Annotated in this window: 15 protein-coding genes; 5 read left to right on the forward strand and 10 right to left on the reverse strand. The window is 63.3% G+C overall.

Annotation, left to right across the window (positions count from 1 at the left end; translation table 11 throughout):
- Nucleotides 1–70 precede the first annotated feature (70 nt).
- The 3 genes from MKP08_RS09145 (at nt 71) to uvrA (ending at nt 5,135) form a co-directional block, all read left to right on the forward strand.
- Complete coding sequence (locus tag MKP08_RS09145; protein WP_241553554.1) at nt 71–1,099, forward strand: glycoside hydrolase family 43 protein; 1,029 nt, start codon at nt 71–73, stop codon at nt 1,097–1,099.
- Nucleotides 1,099–2,025 (forward strand): alpha/beta hydrolase, encoded by a 927-nt coding sequence (locus MKP08_RS09150; RefSeq protein ID WP_241553555.1) that lies wholly within the window; start codon nt 1,099–1,101, stop codon nt 2,023–2,025. Before MKP08_RS09145 ends, MKP08_RS09150 begins: the two co-directional genes overlap by 1 nt.
- 155 nt (nt 2,026–2,180) lie before the next feature.
- Nucleotides 2,181–5,135: an excinuclease ABC subunit UvrA gene (gene uvrA, locus MKP08_RS09155; protein WP_241553556.1), complete on the forward strand. Its 2,955-nt coding sequence runs from the start codon at nt 2,181–2,183 to the stop codon at nt 5,133–5,135.
- 242 nt (nt 5,136–5,377) lie between these two features.
- On the opposite strand, the gene MKP08_RS09160 is transcribed toward uvrA, so the two are convergent.
- Nucleotides 5,378–6,529, reverse strand: a complete 1,152-nt coding sequence (locus MKP08_RS09160; protein ID WP_241553557.1) for an RNA-directed DNA polymerase — start codon at nt 6,527–6,529, stop codon at nt 5,378–5,380.
- A gap of 72 nt (nt 6,530–6,601) precedes the next feature.
- Complete coding sequence (locus MKP08_RS09165) at nt 6,602–6,982, reverse strand: hypothetical protein (RefSeq protein ID WP_241553558.1); 381 nt, start codon at nt 6,980–6,982, stop codon at nt 6,602–6,604.
- A gap of 267 nt (nt 6,983–7,249) precedes the next feature.
- On the opposite strand from MKP08_RS09165, the gene MKP08_RS09170 reads away from it, so the two are divergent.
- On the forward strand, nt 7,250–8,212 hold the full coding sequence (locus MKP08_RS09170) for a hypothetical protein (protein WP_241553559.1): 963 nt from the start codon (nt 7,250–7,252) through the stop codon (nt 8,210–8,212).
- On the opposite strand, the gene MKP08_RS09175 is transcribed toward MKP08_RS09170, so the two are convergent.
- The 8 genes from MKP08_RS09175 to rlmN all read right to left on the reverse strand — a co-directional run bounded on the left by MKP08_RS09175 (nt 8,181) and on the right by rlmN (nt 16,447).
- Complete coding sequence (locus MKP08_RS09175; protein ID WP_241553560.1) at nt 8,181–8,825, reverse strand: hypothetical protein; 645 nt, start codon at nt 8,823–8,825, stop codon at nt 8,181–8,183. The genes MKP08_RS09170 and MKP08_RS09175 overlap by 32 nt on opposite strands.
- Before the next feature lie 121 nt (nt 8,826–8,946).
- Nucleotides 8,947–9,456 (reverse strand): septal ring lytic transglycosylase RlpA family protein, encoded by a 510-nt coding sequence (locus tag MKP08_RS09180; protein ID WP_241553561.1) that lies wholly within the window; start codon nt 9,454–9,456, stop codon nt 8,947–8,949.
- 887 nt (nt 9,457–10,343) lie between these two features.
- Nucleotides 10,344–11,576 (reverse strand): argininosuccinate synthase, encoded by a 1,233-nt coding sequence (locus MKP08_RS09185; protein ID WP_241553562.1) that lies wholly within the window; start codon nt 11,574–11,576, stop codon nt 10,344–10,346.
- Between the two features lie 63 nt (nt 11,577–11,639).
- Nucleotides 11,640–12,893: a cyclopropane-fatty-acyl-phospholipid synthase family protein gene (locus tag MKP08_RS09190; protein WP_241553563.1), complete on the reverse strand. Its 1,254-nt coding sequence runs from the start codon at nt 12,891–12,893 to the stop codon at nt 11,640–11,642.
- A 116-nt stretch (nt 12,894–13,009) separates the two neighbouring features.
- Entirely contained in the window at nt 13,010–13,759 is a 750-nt protein-coding gene (locus tag MKP08_RS09195; protein WP_241553564.1) for a molybdopterin-binding protein, read from the reverse strand.
- The gene (locus tag MKP08_RS09200) at nt 13,756–14,421 is read right to left on the reverse strand and encodes a cytochrome b/b6 domain-containing protein (RefSeq protein ID WP_241553565.1); all 666 of its coding nucleotides are present in this window, start codon (nt 14,419–14,421) and stop codon (nt 13,756–13,758) included. Before MKP08_RS09200 ends, MKP08_RS09195 begins: the two co-directional genes overlap by 4 nt.
- A complete protein-coding gene (locus MKP08_RS09205; protein ID WP_241553566.1) occupies nt 14,418–15,203 on the reverse strand; it encodes an SDR family oxidoreductase in 786 nt (261 codons plus the stop codon). Before MKP08_RS09205 ends, MKP08_RS09200 begins: the two co-directional genes overlap by 4 nt.
- Entirely contained in the window at nt 15,200–16,447 is a 1,248-nt protein-coding gene (rlmN, locus tag MKP08_RS09210; RefSeq protein ID WP_241553567.1) for a 23S rRNA (adenine(2503)-C(2))-methyltransferase RlmN, read from the reverse strand. The genes MKP08_RS09205 and rlmN overlap by 4 nt, the downstream gene beginning before the upstream one ends.
- 219 nt (nt 16,448–16,666) lie before the next feature.
- Here rlmN and MKP08_RS09215 point away from each other — a divergent pair, with 219 nt between their 5' ends.
- On the forward strand, nt 16,667–17,335 hold the full coding sequence (locus MKP08_RS09215; RefSeq protein WP_241553568.1) for an outer membrane protein: 669 nt from the start codon (nt 16,667–16,669) through the stop codon (nt 17,333–17,335).
- Nucleotides 17,336–17,393: the final 58 nt, after the last annotated feature.

Consider the following 17,393-nt stretch of genomic DNA (forward strand, 5'->3'; position numbering starts at 1 on the left):
AGCGCTACCATGATCGGTTACGACATTGGGGGAGGCCCGGATGACGCGGGCACGGCGGGAGATAGAGCCGATGAAAATGGCATGGGGCGGCCTGACGATATTCCTGCTGGCGCTGTCGGCGCTATCGGCGGCGGCGGTACGGGCGCAGGCCCCTGGCCCGGAGCAGGAGCAATCGTTCCCGACCCGGATCGCATACGACACCTTCACCGCCGACCCGGCGCCGCTGGTCGTGGGCGATACGCTGTATGTATATGTCGGGCACGACGAGGCGGGCGAGGGCGAGATGTTCAACATGAACGACTGGCTCGTCTATTCCACCACAGACATGCGCCACTGGACCGCGCACGGCCCGGTCATGCACGTCGCCGATTTCAAATGGGCGAAGAAGGATGCCTGGGCGTCGCAGGTGATCGAGAAGGACGGGCGATACTGGCTCTATGCCGCGGTCGAACACGACGACACCCATCCGGGCAAGGCGATCGGGGTCGCGGTGTCGGACTCGCCGACCGGCCCGTTCCGCGATGCGAAGGGCGCGGCGCTGATTACCAATGAAATGACGCCCAGGGGCACGCATAGCTGGGAGGATATCGATCCGACGGTGTTCATCGATACGGACGGCAGCAGCTGGATCGCGTGGGGCAACCGACAATGCTACATCGCGAAGCTGGTACCGGACATGACCGGGATCGACGGCCCGATCACCGAAATCACGCCCCCGCATTTCGAGGAGGGGCCGTGGCTGCACCGGCGCGGCGAGACTTACTACCTCACCTACGCCTCGCTCGACCGGCGTACGCAGAGCGACGAGCACATTTCCTACGCCACAGCGCCTTCGATCCGGGGGCCGTGGACTTATCGCGGGCTGCTGACCGGGGCGGGGCGCAACAGCTTTACCATCCATCCGGGCATCGTGGAGTTCCGCGGCCACTGGTACCTGTTCGCGCACGATGCGGGGCTGCGCATCGGGGGGCGCAAGGGCGCGCTGGGGCGCCGCTCGGTCCGGGTCTTCCCGCTGGAATACAATGCCGACGGCACGATGCAGCCGATCGACCAGTCCGATTATCCCGGCCCGATGATCGCCAGGAAGGAGAACGAGTGATGAGATTCCCGCGATTGCTGTTCGCCGCGCTCTTCGCCATTGCCGCGCCTGCGATCCCCGCGCAGGCGCAGGACGATGCGATGACCGCAATCCCCACGCCCGCGCAACCGCAGGCGATCCCGCTGCAAACCGGTCCGCTGCCGGACGCCAAAGTGCCGGAAAGCTGGCATAGCCAGTATGGCAGCGTGTTCGCGCGCAATGTGACGGACGCCACGCTCACGCCGTTCCTGCCCGATCCGGCGAAGGCGACCGGTACGGCGGTGATCGTCGCGCCCGGCGGCGGCTTCCGCACCCTGTCGATGCAGAACGAAGGGTGGGACGTGGCACAGGCGCTGGCCGATCATGGGATCGCGGCGTTCGTGCTGAAATACCGGTTGCGCCAGACAGCCGCCGGGCTGCCCGCCTTCCAGAAATCCATGGCGGAGATGTTCTCCGCCGCCGCGAGTCAGCCGCGTGGGCAGGCGCCGGACATCGCCACTGATCTTGCGCCGCAACTGGCGGATTCGCGCGCCGCCTTCGCCCTGATCCGCAAGCGCGCCGGGGAGTGGCATGTCGACCCGGACCGGATCGGCATGGTCGGCTTTTCCGCCGGGGCGATGCTGACGCTTGCCACCGTGCTGACCGATGGCGAGGCGCATCCCGCCTTCGCCGCAACGATCTACGGCCCGCTCGCCCCGGTCACCGTGCCGGCCGATGCGCCGCCGCTGTTCGTTGCGCTCGCCGCCGACGATCCGCTGTTCGGCGACAGCGGCTTCGGCCTGATCGAAAGCTGGCGCACGGCGAAGAAGCCGGTCGAATTCCACCTGTACGAACAGGGCGGTCACGGCTTCGGTATGTACCCGAAGGATACCACCAGCACCGGCTGGTTCGACGCCTTCGTCGCCTGGATGCAGATGCACGGTTGGGTCGGGGCGGAGCCTTCGTAAAGAACCGGACGTATCGATCCGCCTTTTGCATTTCCCGGCCGCGACCCCACATCTCTCGCGACCGGGCGGAACCGCTGCGACCTTCCGCTCGCTCTTGAACGGCGATGCCGCCCGGCAAGCTTGACTTTGCGGAACACAAGGCGAACACGGCCCCTATGGCTCTTACGAAAATTTCCGTGCGCGGCGCGCGCGAGCACAATCTCAAGGGCGTGGATATCGATCTGCCGCGCGACAGCCTGATCGTGATCACGGGGCTGTCGGGCAGCGGCAAGTCGTCGCTCGCCTTCGACACCATCTATGCCGAGGGGCAGCGGCGCTATGTCGAGAGCCTCTCCGCCTATGCGCGCCAGTTCCTGGAGATGATGCAGAAGCCCGATGTCGAGCATATCGAGGGGCTGAGCCCTGCGATCTCGATCGAGCAGAAGACGACGTCGCGCAATCCGCGCTCGACCGTGGCGACGGTCACCGAGATATATGACTACATGCGCCTGTTGTGGGCGCGGGTCGGCATTCCCTACAGCCCCGCGACCGGCCAGCCGATCGAGGCGCAGACCGTCTCCAACATGGTCGACCGGGTGATGGCCCTGCCCGAGGGAACGCGTGCCTACCTGCTCGCGCCCGTGGTGCGCGGGCGCAAGGGCGAGTACCGGCGCGAGCTGGCCGAATGGCAGAAGGCGGGCTTCACCCGCGTGCGCATCGACGGCGAGCTCTACCCGATCGAGGAGGCGCCCGCGCTCGACAAGAAGTTCAAGCACGACATCGAGGTGGTGGTCGATCGCCTGGCGGTGAAGGAAGGGCTGGAAACGCGCCTCGCCGACAGTTTCGAGACCGCGCTGCGCCTGGCCGAGGGGCTGGCCTATGTCGACCTGGCGGACGGCGTGGTGCCGGGGCGCGAGGGTGAGGAAGAAAGCGGCGGCGCCCAAGGAAACAAGATGAAGGGCGCCGGCCTCCCCGCCAACCGCATCGTCTTCTCCGAGAAATTCGCCTGCCCGGTCAGCGGCTTCACCATCGAGGAGATCGAGCCGCGCCTGTTTTCCTTTAACGCGCCGCAGGGGGCCTGCGCGACCTGCGACGGGATCGGCGAGAAGCAGCTGTTCGACCCGCAGCTGGTGGTGCCGAACGAGGCGCTCAGCCTGAAGAAAGGCGCGGTGGTGCCGTGGGCGAAGAGCAACCCGCCATCGCCCTATTACATGCAGGTGCTTGCCAGCCTGGCGAAGGAATACGGCTTCGACCTGACCACGCCGTGGCAGGATTTGGCACCCGAGCAGCGCGACGTGATCCTCTACGGTACGAAGGGCAAGCGCGTGCCCCTCACCTTCAAGGACGGGCGCAAGCAGTACACCGTCAACAAGCCGTTCGAGGGCGTGATCGGCAACCTCAACCGCCGCATGCTGCAGACCGAGAGCGCGTGGATGCGCGAGGAGCTGTCCAAGTTCCAGACGGCGCAGCCTTGCGAGACGTGCGGGGGCAAGCGGCTCAACGACAAGGCGCTGGCGGTGAAGGTCGCGGGACCGGAAGGTCCGACTGACATCGCCACGCCCACCAAGATGAGCGTCGCCGACGCGAAGGCGTGGTTCCTCGCGCTGCCCGATCACCTGAACGAGCAGCAGAACCAGATCGCCACCGCCATCCTGAAGGAGATCAACGAGCGGCTGGGCTTCCTCGACAATGTCGGGCTCGACTACCTCAACCTCGACCGCACCAGCGGCACCCTCTCGGGGGGCGAGAGCCAGCGCATCCGCCTCGCCAGCCAGATCGGCAGCGGGCTCAGCGGCGTGCTCTACGTGCTGGACGAGCCGAGCATCGGCCTGCACCAGCGCGACAACGACCGGCTGCTGGAGACGCTCAAGCGCCTGCGCGACCTCGGCAACACCGTGATCGTGGTCGAGCATGACGAGGACGCGATCCGCGCCGCCGACCATGTGGTCGACCTCGGCCCGGGCGCGGGCGTGCGCGGCGGCAGCGTGGTGGCGCAGGGCACGCTGAAGCAAATCCTGAAGGCGAAGGGCTCGCTCACCGCCGACTACCTCACCGGGCGGCGCGAAATCGCGGTCCCGGCCGAGCGGCGCAAGGGCAACGGCAAGAAGCTCACCGTCCACGGCGCGCGCGCGAACAACCTCAACAACGTCACCGCGTCGATCCCGCTGGGCACCTTCACCTGCATCACCGGCGTTTCGGGCAGCGGCAAGTCCAGCTTCACGATCGACACGCTTTACGCCTCCGCCGCGCGGCAGCTGAACGGTGCGCGTGTGGTCGCCGGCCCGCACGACAAGGTCACGGGGCTGGAACATTGCGACAAGGTGATCGAGATCGACCAGTCCCCCATCGGCCGCACCCCGCGCTCGAACCCGGCGACCTACACCGGCGCCTTCACCAATATCCGCGACTGGTTCGCCGGCCTGCCGGAGGCGCAGGCGCGCGGGTACAAGCCGGGGCGCTTCAGCTTCAACGTGAAGGGCGGCCGGTGCGAGGCGTGCCAGGGCGACGGCCTGATCAAGATCGAGATGCACTTCCTGCCCGACGTCTACGTGACGTGCGAGGAATGCGGGGGCAAGCGCTACAACCGCGAGACGCTGGAGGTGAAGTTCAAGGGCCACTCCATCGCCGACGTGCTCGACATGACGATCGAGGATGCGGAGGAGTTCTTCAAGGCCGTCCCCCCGATCCGCGACAAGATGCACATGCTGAACGAGGTGGGGCTGGGCTACGTCAAGGTCGGGCAGCAGGCGACCACCCTGTCGGGCGGCGAGGCGCAGCGGGTGAAGCTGGCCAAGGAACTCGCGCGGCGCAGCACCGGACAAACGCTGTATATCCTCGACGAGCCGACCACCGGCCTGCATTTCGAGGATGTGCGCAAGCTGCTGGAGGTGCTCCACCGGCTGGTCGACCAGGGCAATTCCGTGGTAGTGATCGAGCACAATCTCGACGTGATCAAGACCGCGGACTGGCTGCTGGACCTCGGCCCGGACGGCGGCGTGCGGGGGGGTGAGATTGTGGCGGAAGGCACACCGGAGGAGGTGGCGAAGGTGAAGGCGAGCTACACCGGGCAATATCTTACCCCGATGCTCACCCGCGCTCCGGCGAAGAAAGCCAAGGCAAGCGCAACCTGAATCCTCCCCGGAACGGGGAGGGGGACCACCGAAGGTGGTGGAGGGGCGCACTCGCCGACCCACGCGGCACTACCCCAGCGGTAACCCATCCGGTTCACACGAAGACACGAAGAGGCGCGGCGCGACCCATGCCCTTGGGTCTGTTTGGTTTACGCGGAGCCCCGCAGAGGGAGGGGAGGCGCAGAGGGGCGCATTGGTCGATTAAGTACCTGCCATGAGGTTATGCAGGCAGCGGCTGTCGGCTAGGCTTCGGTCAGTATGTCCGGAAACCTGCTATGATTATCTTTGAGCCATTTCGAAAAAATTTTGGGGAATGTACCCGGTATGTCGTCGCTGACTGAGTCGACCCATGTCTTGAACTCGTCCTCCGGGAGGCACATTGCGCCCAGTAGAAGGCACGGATGTTCCCAGTCGCTGAAACCGGAAAACTTAGTACGCTGCGACCGGAAAAACTGTCGCTCATTTAACAGGCCGCGAAGCAGGAGATGGTAACGTTTTTCGTAGGTTGACCGCGTGAAATCATATCCAATAAAGTCTCCCTCGGCAGGGACTAGCGGGCCACGGACAAATAGATCAAGAACCCAAGCGCGGACAAATGTCAGGTCAGAAAAGGGCGTCTCATTAACAAGCTGAAGCAACGTTTCTTTTACTTCATCTGATTTGTTCGCATTTTGCTCTAAAGCAGCGCGAATAAGCAAGCAGTATTCCCTAGGAATATAATACAATAAAATCTTATGATCGCTGAGAAGCCGCGAAATTTTGATATTGGGTAGAAATCTCAACGCCCTAAGAATAGCCTTGTAGATAGATATGTCAGCAAGGCCGTTTGAGGATATTTCGTCCATCTTATCAAAAAGTTGGTCCGACGTCATAAAAAGACTCTTCGAAGCATCTTCCTTTAAGTCATCATTATCTTCTGCTTCATCTTCACCGTATTCAATTCTAATGTATTCTTCTATTTCTAGCATTTCTCGCGATGTAAATGCATCATCCAAACGTTTCGTCGCGAATTTTCTGAGATCGTCAATTTCAAGAATTTTTGTCTTGCTTGTATTAAGGGAAAGACCTTCAGTTACCATTAAATATTCTGCAATATTGCATAATATAGAGTGAGCTTCTTTTTCGTTTGTGGCAAGTATACGGAAATCGTCAACGTACCGCGTAGCTTGTAGGCCCTTACTTTCCAGTAACTTGTCGACATCAGTCAGCAGTGCTTCTGCTAAAATGCGCGAAGCGTTGCTGCCTACCGGAATTCCGAATGACTGCTTGGCGCGAACCTTCTGTATAAGCTTTTTTATTAGACTAGCGCTCATTCTATCGCACCCGCAGTCTGCAAGCATATTTTCAATACGATGGAAATAAATTCTCTGATAGTAATCAGATATATCGGTCATAATGCCGTACGACATTTCGTCAAAGGGATTGGAGCCCTTCCCCATTTTCGTTATGTAGTTGATCCAGTCGTGCTACGATTTTCCACGCTCGAAGAGACGTGGCTCGTCACCTTCAATAAAGCGATACGCGAACGAGCGATGAGATTCAGTATTAACGCGATATTTTTCTAGATCGGGCGCAGCGACAATGGTTGCTGCTAAATATACAATATTGTCAGTAGCGGACAACTGGTGAGAGATACGAAAACCAAGCGCGCCCTTAGGAGTGAGGCTTTCAATACAGTGCTGGGGCCGATAATTTCCGGCTGTAAGCTTATCGAACTCCGCAGCAACCGCATCTTTGCAATCAATGTAGCATCGCATTTCTGGCAGGGACGGAAAGAGGTCGGTGTCACCGAACTTCTCAAGGTGCTCGATAGCGCGTTTAGCAGCGGATTCTCGATCGATAGGCATGCCAAAAGTCTAGCTTCTTTTATCGCGCGATTACTAATGAATTTTCGAACGCATCTCTCTATGAGAGGTTTGTGAGCTTGCGGCACTAAGATCACGGCGGCACCAATTATCAGTGTCCGAGTCAGTGCTCCCAATTCATTTGGCTCCTGATTACGCCAATCACAAGGAGGGTGCCTGCCATCTCTCCTCCTTTTAGGTCAAACTGTCCTACACACCCCCACCCATATAACTAACCCGGCCCCCTTCCTCCCACAGGAGCCGGACCGCATGAACGCCCCCACCACCGCCCTCGTCCCCGTCGAGGGGTTCGCCGACACCACCAGAAGCGGAAACTTCACCGTCCTCACCCCGCGGCGGCAGGCGGCGTTTCTCGAGCATCTGATGGTCTTCGGCACCGTGCGGCTCGCCTGCCGGGCGGCGGGGGTCAGTCCGCAGACGGCCTATCGCGCGCGGCGGGCCTCGGCCGGGTTCGCGCGGGGGTGGGACGCGGCGCTGCTTTCCGCCCGCACCCGCGCGGAGGAGGTGCTGGCCAGCCGCGCGCTCGACGGGGTGGAGGAGAAGGTGTTCTATCACGGGGAGGAGGTCGCGACCCGCCGCCGCTACGATTCGCGCCTGCTGCTCGCCCATATCGCGCGGCTCGACAGGCTGGAGGAGCGGCCCGAGATCGCCGCGACCCTGCCCGAGCTGGACGCGCTGGTGGAGGGGCTGCGCCGCGGCGAGGCGATCCCCGATGCGCCGCTGCCCGAGCCTGCGGCCACGCCCACGGACGACCGGGCGGAAATTTCACCTCAGGACACTGTTCCAGGTGTTCCATCCTGTAGGATTTGCGGCGGCATCTGCGGGCCGCTCCCCCACGATCCCGACCGGCCCGGCGGCTCTTTCGAGGACCGCGTGCCGCCGCACGACTACCCCTTCTGGGAAGACGCGATGGACGATCCGGGCAACTGGGTGTTCGGGCGCTTCTATCCCGATTTCGGCGCGGTGCTGGACGCGATGGCGGCCGCGCGGCCTGCCGGTGCGCCCGATCCGGCGCGCCACGGCGGCGACGCGGCGGCGATCCGCAGCCTGCAGTGGGAGGCCTTCGACCACGATCTCGACGGATGGTGGGCGATCGTCACCGAAGCCGACCTCGCCGCCGCCTACGACGCCGACGACGCGAAATGCGCGGGCCTGTGGGGTAGCGGGGAGGGGGAGGGGGCTAGAGCTGCCCCTTCAGCTCCCAGCTGCTGATCGCGAACAGGATCTGCGTGGCGATGACGAACGCCATCAGCGCGATCGCGCGCCGCTTGCCCTTCGTCAGCGCCAGCCAGGCGAAGGCGGGGAAGTTGAACAGCAGGGCCAGGCTGGCGAAGGAGAACAGCGGGTGGCTCTCCACGAACCGCTGCATCGCCGCCGGGTCCTGCGCCTGCCCGCCGCCCAGCGCCATGATCGCGCCCTGCGCGGCCAGATTGAGGGCGAGGATGCCCCACACGACGACGGGCTTCTGCTGCCAGAAATAGGAGTCGAAATCGGGCCACAGCTCGGGCTCGTCCGGGAACACGAGGGTTGAGACGAGGTAGTAGCCGCCGATCAGGGTCAGCACGCCGAAGACCATCGCCATGCGCATGTCGAGCACGTCGCGCGCGCCCCACATGATGTTCCAGAAGGTGGCGAGGTCGAGCAGCACGAGCAGGCCCAGCAGCGGGACGAGCCAGCCGACGCGGACCCTGATCGCGTGCGGGTCGACCCCCGCCTTGCGCCGGGCGCGCAGCTTCAGGATGCGGGCGAAACCGCCCAGCACCTCCGCCACAGCCAGGCTGATGAGGAGTGTGAACAGCTCGAACAGGAAGGGAAATTCGTCCACCCGATGGCCCCCGCGAAAACGCCACCGTCAGCGATGGCCCGCGGCGGCGCACTTGGCAAGCGGGTGAAGGATGGGGGAACGCGAAAGGCCGGCTCGCTAGAAGCGATGCCAGCGGGTGTCCTCAGTCGAGCCGGGCAAGCTCCACGCGGCCGTGCCCGGCGCCGACGATGCCGATCTCGCTCGCGGCGGCGCGGCTGAGGTCGAGAATGCGATGGCCGGAGAACGGCCCACGGTCGTTGATGCGCACGACGACGGACTTGCCGTTCGCCTCGTTCGTCACGCGCACGCGGGTGCCGAAGGGCAGGGTGCGGTGCGCGGCGGTGAAGTCGTTCATGTCGAACCGCTCTCCGCTGGCGGTGCGGCGGCCCTGGAACTTGCGGCCGTAATAGGACGCGTTGCCGCTGCCGATGACCTCGCCGTCATCCTCGATCGCGACCTCCAGCGGGGGTTCGATCTCGGAGATGTCGACGACGTTGCCGCGGGCCTCGGGCGTTGCGGGGAGGGAAGCCACGGCGGCGAAGCTGCTCGTGAACTCGGCCTGCGGACCGGTCGGGACGGGGGCGGATGCGCTCGCCGGCGAGACCAGCAGCGTGGCGAAGCCGACGCCGAGAGCGAGCCAGGGGCGGGACATGGGGCTGTTGCGTTCCATGGCCGGGGGGATACAGGCTGGGGAGTACAGATGGCACCCATGCGAGAGCCGCTGGTCCCGCCGTGCCATCATCTCGTCGCAATTCACACGCGCCGAACTGTAAAAATGCGCCGAACCGCCCCCCGGTTCCCGCGAATTTGGGGGGTTTTGTAGGCGACTCCCTAGGAATGCGCGAATCGCCAGGGTATGGAGTCGGGAAAAGTTTGGATAAAACAGTGGCGTACGAATTGGCGCTCGTGAGCTCCAAAGCAAGCACGCAGTGCAGGCTCGCGAGAGCGGCGGCCAAAACAAATGGGGCCGGCATTGCTGCCGACCCCACTCTTACCGACGCGTGGTCGCTCCGAAGAGCGAACTTGGCGCCCGGTTCTACGCCTCCCCGCCGCGTGGGTGGGAAGATTTCAAGACCGGCGCTCGCACCGGCATCCGGTATCGTTTACACGCATTCGGCCCGAAGGCCGCGATGCAAGGTCCGCAATACCGAGACCGATAATCGCTGGTCGACGGTCATCGTCCGCATCGCTTGGCCGAAGCCGCGCGATGCTTCCTCGCGCCGACCGGAAAACCGGCCTGTGTCAGAGCGCCATACCGCGACCATCTCGGGCGATCGGCTTGCTTCTGGCCAAAGCCTTCCGCATACCGTTCTCGGTTGTCGCAGCGGTCTCCCCGCCACATCGGGAAAGCTGAAGTTCCCCTTTGATCTCCGGCTGTTAGAGCCCTCGATCTCCGGTGGGTTTCTGCCCTCTCGACGGTTTGAAACTGCGCCGCGACTATTGCTTTTTCAAGTCGCGCAAGAGCGACTTATCCACCTTTCCCCGATTTTGCGGTGGACAGAGGTGGATAACTCAACCGGTCGGCGCACCGCCGTTCGATCAACGACCGTCGCGCTTCGCCAGCAGCTTCAGCCGCAACGCGTTGAGGCGAATGAACCCTTCGGCATCATGCTGATCGTACGCGCCCGCATCGTCTTCGAACGTTACATGAGCCTCGGAATAGAGCGTCTGGGGCGAGCGACGGCCGACGACGCTGGCCAGCCCCTTGTATAGTTTCAGCCGGACTTCGCCCGTCACCTTCTGCTGGCTGTGATCGATCGCGGCCTGCAGCATCTCGCGTTCCGGACTGAACCAGAACCCGTTATAAATGAGCTCCGCATATTTCGGCATCAGTTCGTCCTTCAGGTGAGCCGCGCCGCGGTCGAGCGTGATCTGCTCGATCCCGCGATGCGCGCGGGCGTAGATCTCGCCGCCCGGTGTCTCGTACATGCCCCGGCTCTTCATCCCAACAAAGCGGTTCTCCACCAGATCGAGCCGTCCGATGCCATGCTTGCGACCGAGGTCGTTGAGAGCGGCGAGCAGGGTGGCGGGGCTCATCGCCTCGCCGTTCAGCGCCACGCCGTCGCCGCGCTCGAAGGCCAGGGTTATGTATTCCGGGGTCTCGGGCGCATCTTCCGGGTGGTCAGTGCGCGAGTAGACATAGTCGGGCGTCTCTTCCCACGGGTCTTCCAGCACCTTCCCCTCCGACGAGGTGTGCAGGACGTTCGCATCGGTCGAGAATGGGCTTTCTCCCCGCTTGTCTTTCGGCACCTGGATCTGGTGCTCTTCGGCCCAGGCGATCAGCGCGGTGCGGCTGGTAAGGTCCCACTCACGCCACGGAGCGATGACCTGAATATCGGGATCGAGTGCGTAGGCGGACAGCTCGAAGCGGACCTGGTCGTTCCCCTTGCCGGTCGCGCCATGGGCGATCGCATCGGCCCCGGTTTCGTGGGCTATCTCGACCAGGCGCTTCGATATCAGCGGCCGCGCGATCGAGGTGCCGAGCAGATAGTCACCCTCGTACCGGGCGTTGGCGCGCATCATCGGGAAGACGAAATCGCGCACGAACTCCTCGCGCAAATCTTCGATGAAGATATGCGCGTCCGGGATGCCCATGGCCCGGGCCTTGGCGCGCGCCGGCTCCAGTTCCTCGCCCTGACCGAGATCGGCGGTGAAGGTCACGACCTCGCAGCCTCGCTCGACCTCCAGCCATTTCGCGATTACGCTGGTGTCGAGCCCGCCGGAATAGGCGAGCACAACCCGCTTGACGGAGGAGGGGGTGTCGTTGGCCATGATTGTCGTACTCCGATGGATCGCGCGCCGGTAACAGCGCCGCTGGCAGGCTGCAATCGCAGGTCAGCTTTCCACGGGCAGAAGGGAGCTTTCCGCTTCGCCCATGTAGTCGCGTGTCAGCGGCACGGCGTGGCGGTCGCGCACATACTGGATCTGGAAATTGCCCATCCCACCATACTCGAACACCGTGGCGGCCCCTGCGAGATAGAACGTCCACATGCGGAAGAAGCGCGCATCGAACAGCGCCTCTATCTCTTCGCGATGCGCCATGCACCGGCGATACCACTCGCGCAGCGTCTTGGCGTAGTGAACCCGAAGTACTTCGACGTCGCTGGCGATCAGGCGATATTTCTCGCTTGCGGCCAGGGTCTCCGACAACGCCGGGATGTAGCCGCCGGGGAATATGTACTTGCGCGTAAAGGCGTCGGTGGATCCCGGAGGACCGAAGCGCACGATGGAATGCAGCAGCATCACCCCTTTGGGTCGCAGTATCTCTGCGCAGGTGCGGAAGAACGTGTCGAACTGGGACCGACCGACATGTTCGAACATGCCGACCGAGACGATGCGGTCGAACTGGCGCGCCTGGCCCGGAATATCCCGGTAATCGGTCAACTCGATCGTGATCCGATCCGCAAGCCCGGCCTCGGCTACCCGCTCGCGCGCGAGCGCCGCCTGTTCCTCGGACAGCGTGATGCCGGTCACCCGGCAATCGAAGTGGCGGGCGAGGTAGATCGCCATGCCACCCCAGCCGCATCCAATGTCGAGGATCTCGTTGCCGGGCTCGATCGAAAGCTTGGCAGCGATATGCGCCAGCTTCGCCTCTTGCGCCTGCGCAAGCGTCATGTCGTCGCGCGGCCAGTAGGCGCAGCTGTATTGCATGTGCTCCGCATCGAGCATCAGCTCGTAGAGAGCGTTTCCAATATCGTAATGTGCGGCGACATTGCGTTTCGATAAAGTCGCATTGTTGATCTGGCTGACAGCGAACTCAACCGTTTCCCGCAGTCGGCGCAAGGTCGCTGGCGCGGCAATGCGCCTGCCATCTTCCCACCGCGTGTTGGCACGAAAGAGGGTCACCAGATCGAGGATGTCGCCTTCCTCGACGATCAACCGCCCGTCCATGTATGCCTCGCCGACGCCGAGGCGCGGATCGAGCACCATATCGCGCGGGACCCGGCGATCGGCGAAGCGGATCGTCACATCGGGATAGCCGGCGACCGAACGCCCGAACTCGGCAATCTCCCCGTCAGCGAAGCCGACGAGCAATTGCCCATCGGTGACGAACTTGCCCAGAACCTGCTTGAGGAGTGTCTTGCTCATTACGTGCCCGCATTTGCCGTTATCTCCTCCCCACGACGCGTCCGCTGCCTATGACGCGCGTGATAATCAACCGGTTTGCGGAAAAGAAAATATTGGGCGTCGGGGCGGCGAAGCGATCAGACGCCAGCATACCATTGATAGCCGGTGGTATCCTCCCAATAGCCGCCTTGGCCGCCCGCAATATCGTCAAGCGATGCGACCGCTTCGATCGCGGTGAGATATTTCGCATGCTTGTATCCGAGCTGTCGCTCGATTCGCATGCGGAGCGGCGCGCCGTTCTTCACCGGCAGGGGCTCGCCATTGAGCGAGTGGGCAACGATCGTCTGCGGATGGAAAGCATCGATCATGTCGACGCTTTCGTAATAGGGTGTGCCGTTCAACGTATCGGCGCAGCGAAACACGATGAAGCGCGCTTCGGCAAGAAGGCCTGCGGCCTCCAGCACGGTCGAGAGCTGCGGCCCTGTCCACTGCCCGATCGCGCTCCAGCCCTCTACGCAGTCATGGCGCGTGATCTGGGTGCGCTGGGGAAGGCCGCGAACGTTTTCCAGCGACAGGCTGAGCGGATGCTCGACCAGCCCGCGCACGTCGAGCCGCCAGTCGGCGAAGCCGGTCGCGGCATGGGCTTGATAGCTGAGAGAAGACGGCTCCGTCGTCCCGTTGCCCCGGAAGCTCGGGGAAATCTGCGAGGCAGCGTATTCCTTTACCAACCCGCCGCGACCGCCCACGAGGCGCTGCACCCGCCGGTGCCAAGCCTGCGCCGTCGCGAAGGCCGAGCGGCCCGCGGCGCTATCGCCGACCTTGCTGCATGCGCCAAGGAACAGCGCTCCCATACCGGCGATCACGCCGCGCCGCTCGAACCCGCTCATGACTGCCGCCCTCCGACGATCATCGCCTTCAATTGCTCCAGGGGGCCAGAGATCAGGACGAGGAAAACATGCAGGACGAAGAAGGCGAACAGGGCCCAGGCGCTGATGAAATGTATGGACCGCACGCTTTGCCTGCCGCCGAGCAGTTCGATGACGGGGGAAAGCGCCGGTTCCCACCCCGGCGAAATGCCCATCCCGGTCAGCACCATCACCGGCAGCAATATGCCCAGGACGATCCCGTAGGCGACCTTCTGCAGGAAGTTGTACTTGCCCTTCCCGTGGTCGAAATCGAGGCGCAGATGCGCCGCGATATCGCGCCGGATGGCGGGCCAGCGCCATTCGCGCCTGTACGTGGTGATGTCTCGGCGAAAATGGCCGTTCATCAGCATGGCGATCCACCCAAACAGGAGGGTGAGGGCGAATATCCAGGCAAAGAGGATGTGCCAGTCGCGCGCCGCCGCCAGGCTGTAGTACCCCGGAATGGTCGCCCAGCCGGGGAAGCGCGGAACGGCCGCCCAGGCATTGTCGGGTACGAAGCCGTACTCCCCCCAGTACAGCCACGGATGCGCGTTGGAAATGTTAAGGCCCGACATGAACAGGACCACAAGGGAGGCGAAGTTCAGCCAGTGCCAAACGCGGGTGGAGAGGGCATGGCGGTTCACAGCCGCGCCGCCTCGACCGGTCGGCCCATCAGTTCGCGCGCGAGGTAGATCACGTCGCGCGGCTGCCGCATCAGATGCTGACCGCTGTCGACGAACAGCGTCTGCCCCGACGCCAGCCAGCCTTCCGCGAGAAACAGGGCTGCGACGGCCAGCTCCGCGGGTTCGGTCCGGCGTCTGAGCAGGTTCAGTCGATGGGAGATGGCCACCTCCTCCTCGGTCTGGTCGTGACTTTCGAGAATGGCCCCGGGGGCGAGGCCGTAAACGCGGTCTCGCGGGTCGGACAGCGCGGAAGAAAGCATGGCGATCCCCGCGTTCGCCGCGCATTTGCTCATGGTGTAGCTAAAGAAATCGGGATTGATGTTCTCGATCTTCTGATCGGTGAACTGAATGAACCGCCTGCCGGACCGGGCTCGCGCGTGGCGGAAAAATGCTTGTGCGAGAACGGCTCCGGCCTGCGCGTTCACCCGCATCGCCTTCTTGAAGACACCCTCGTCGAGCGAGTCGACCGTGTCCGGTTCGAATACCGCGGCGGAATTGACGAGGAGAGGCCAGTCGGAAAGCTTTCCGGCAAGGTCTTCGAAGAATGCAGAGGCGGCCCCGGCATCGGAGAGGTCGCACTGGACCGATTCGGCGCCCGGCAGGCTATCCGCCAGGTGCCGTGCGGCGCGCGCGCTGGAATTGTAATGGATTAGCACATGCCAGCCTCGCGCGGCAAAGGCGCGGCTCAGCGTCGCTCCAATGCGTTTGGCCCCGCCGGTCACGAGTACCGCGCGCGGCGTCATCCGGCTTCGACGACCTCTGCTGCGGCGTCACGATCGCGTTCCGCACGGGTTTTCTTCTGGGCGGAGGTTTTGAGCTGACCGCAGGCAGCATCGATGTCGCGGCCTCGCGGGGTACGGACCGGCGCGCTGATGCCCGCCTCGAACACGATATCGGAGAAGCGACGGATCCGCTCCGGACTGGAGCATTCGTAGGGCGCGCCCGGCCAGGGATTGAAGGGGATCAGGTTGACCTTGGCCGGAAGGTCGTACTTGCGCAGCAGCCGGACGAGTTCGTGCGCGTCGGCATCGCTGTCGTTCTTGCCGTCCAGCATGACATATTCGAACGTTATCCGCCGGGCGTTCGAGGCACCGGGGTAGGCGGCGCAGGCGGCAAGCAGTTCTTCGATCCCGTACTTGCGGTTGATCGGCACGATTTCGTCGCGAACCTCCTTCGTCACGGCGTGAAGCGACACCGCGAGATTGACGCCGATCTCTTCTCCGCAACGGTCCATCATCGGCACCACGCCACTGGTGGAAAGCGTGATGCGGCGTTTGGACAAGGCGAGCCCCTCGCCATCCATGACCAGCCGCATCGCATCGCGCACATTGTCGAAATTGTAGAGCGGCTCACCCATGCCCATCAGCACGATATTGGTTAGCAGCCGACCGTCGGAGCTGTATTGCGCGCTGGTCTCGGCCTCGTCGAGCCCGTCCATGCGACCTTTCGGCCATTCGCCGAGCGAATCGCGCGCCAGCATCACTTGGCCGACGATCTCGCCAGGGGTGAGGTTGCGGACCAGCCGCATCGTGCCGGTGTGGCAGAACCGGCAATTGAGCGTACAGCCGACCTGGCTGGATATGCACAAGGTGCCGCGGTCCGCGTCAGGAATAAACACCATCTCGAAATCATGACCGTCGGCGGTTCTGAGGAGCCACTTGCGCGTCCCGTCGGAGGAGTGCTGCGCCTCGACCACGTCGGGCCGACCGACGACAAAACGCTCCGTCAGCCAGGGACGCATCGATTTGGCGATATCGGTCATCTCCGCAAAATCGGTGACGCCCCGATGATACAGCCAGTGGTAGACCTGCTTGGCGCGCAGCTTCGCCTGCTTCGGATCGAGGCCCGCCTGCTCGAACAGATCCCGGATGCGATCCTTGGGAAGCCCCATCAGATCGCTTCGACCGTCCGCGCGCGGGGTTATGTCGCGCGGTGCGGGAATGGGGTCGACCTGCCCCGGGATGCTCATCAACGCTGTGTCGGCCATCGACGTCTTATAGGGACGGATCGGCCAGGAACCAAGCCGGGCACACCGCTCACGGCCGATGGAGCTATCCACCACACTCGGTGAACGTTTCAACCCGCCATTGTGATAAGAATGTCACGCTTTGCTGTTGTGTCACGTTAATGAAACTTTCTGTCCCGGCGCTCCGTTTTGGCCTCACATGCGGTCGTGACTGCATGAGAACTTTGACGGAGAACATACATGAAAAAGTCCATTCCCCTCCTTGCCGCCGTTGCCGTGGCTGCAGTCGCTTCCCCCGCTGCCGCCCAGTCCGTCGGCGATGCGCCGTTCACGGGTCTGCGCGTCGAGGCCTTGGCCGGTTACGATCAGTTGCGTGCCGGGAGCAGCGTGGATGACGATGTGAACGTGGACAACGATCAGTCGGCCGAGGGCGTAACTTACGGCGGCGCGGTCGGTTACGACGTCGATCTCGGCGCGGTGGTCGTCGGTGCCGAGGCGGAGCTTATGGGTTCCTCCGCCGATACCGACTACGATAACGGCGATTTCGAAGGTTTCGGCTACGGCAATGTCTCGGCCGGGCGCGATATCTATGTCGGCGCGCGCGTTGGCGCGAAGGTGGGTCCGCAGGCGCTGGTCTATGCCAAGGGCGGCTACACCAATGCGAAGCTTAACATCCGCAGCAACGACGGCACCGCGACCTTCGACGACAATTACAAGCTGGACGGCTACCGTCTCGGCGCGGGTGTCGAATACGCCTTCAACCCGCGCATGTATGCGAAGCTCGAGTATCGCTATTCGAACTATAGCGATGCGAAAGTGGATTTCGGTGGCAGTCTCCCGGACAGTGATCGGTTCGACGTCGACACCGACCGGCACCAGGTCGTCGCGGGCGTTGGCGTCCGCTTCTAATACCTGAAATTATGCATGCAGGACGGCCGGGGCATTTGCTCCGGCCGTTTTCTTTGGG

Source organism: Erythrobacter sp. LQ02-29 (assembly GCF_022576075.2).
Lineage (GTDB): Bacteria > Pseudomonadota > Alphaproteobacteria > Sphingomonadales > Sphingomonadaceae > Alteriqipengyuania.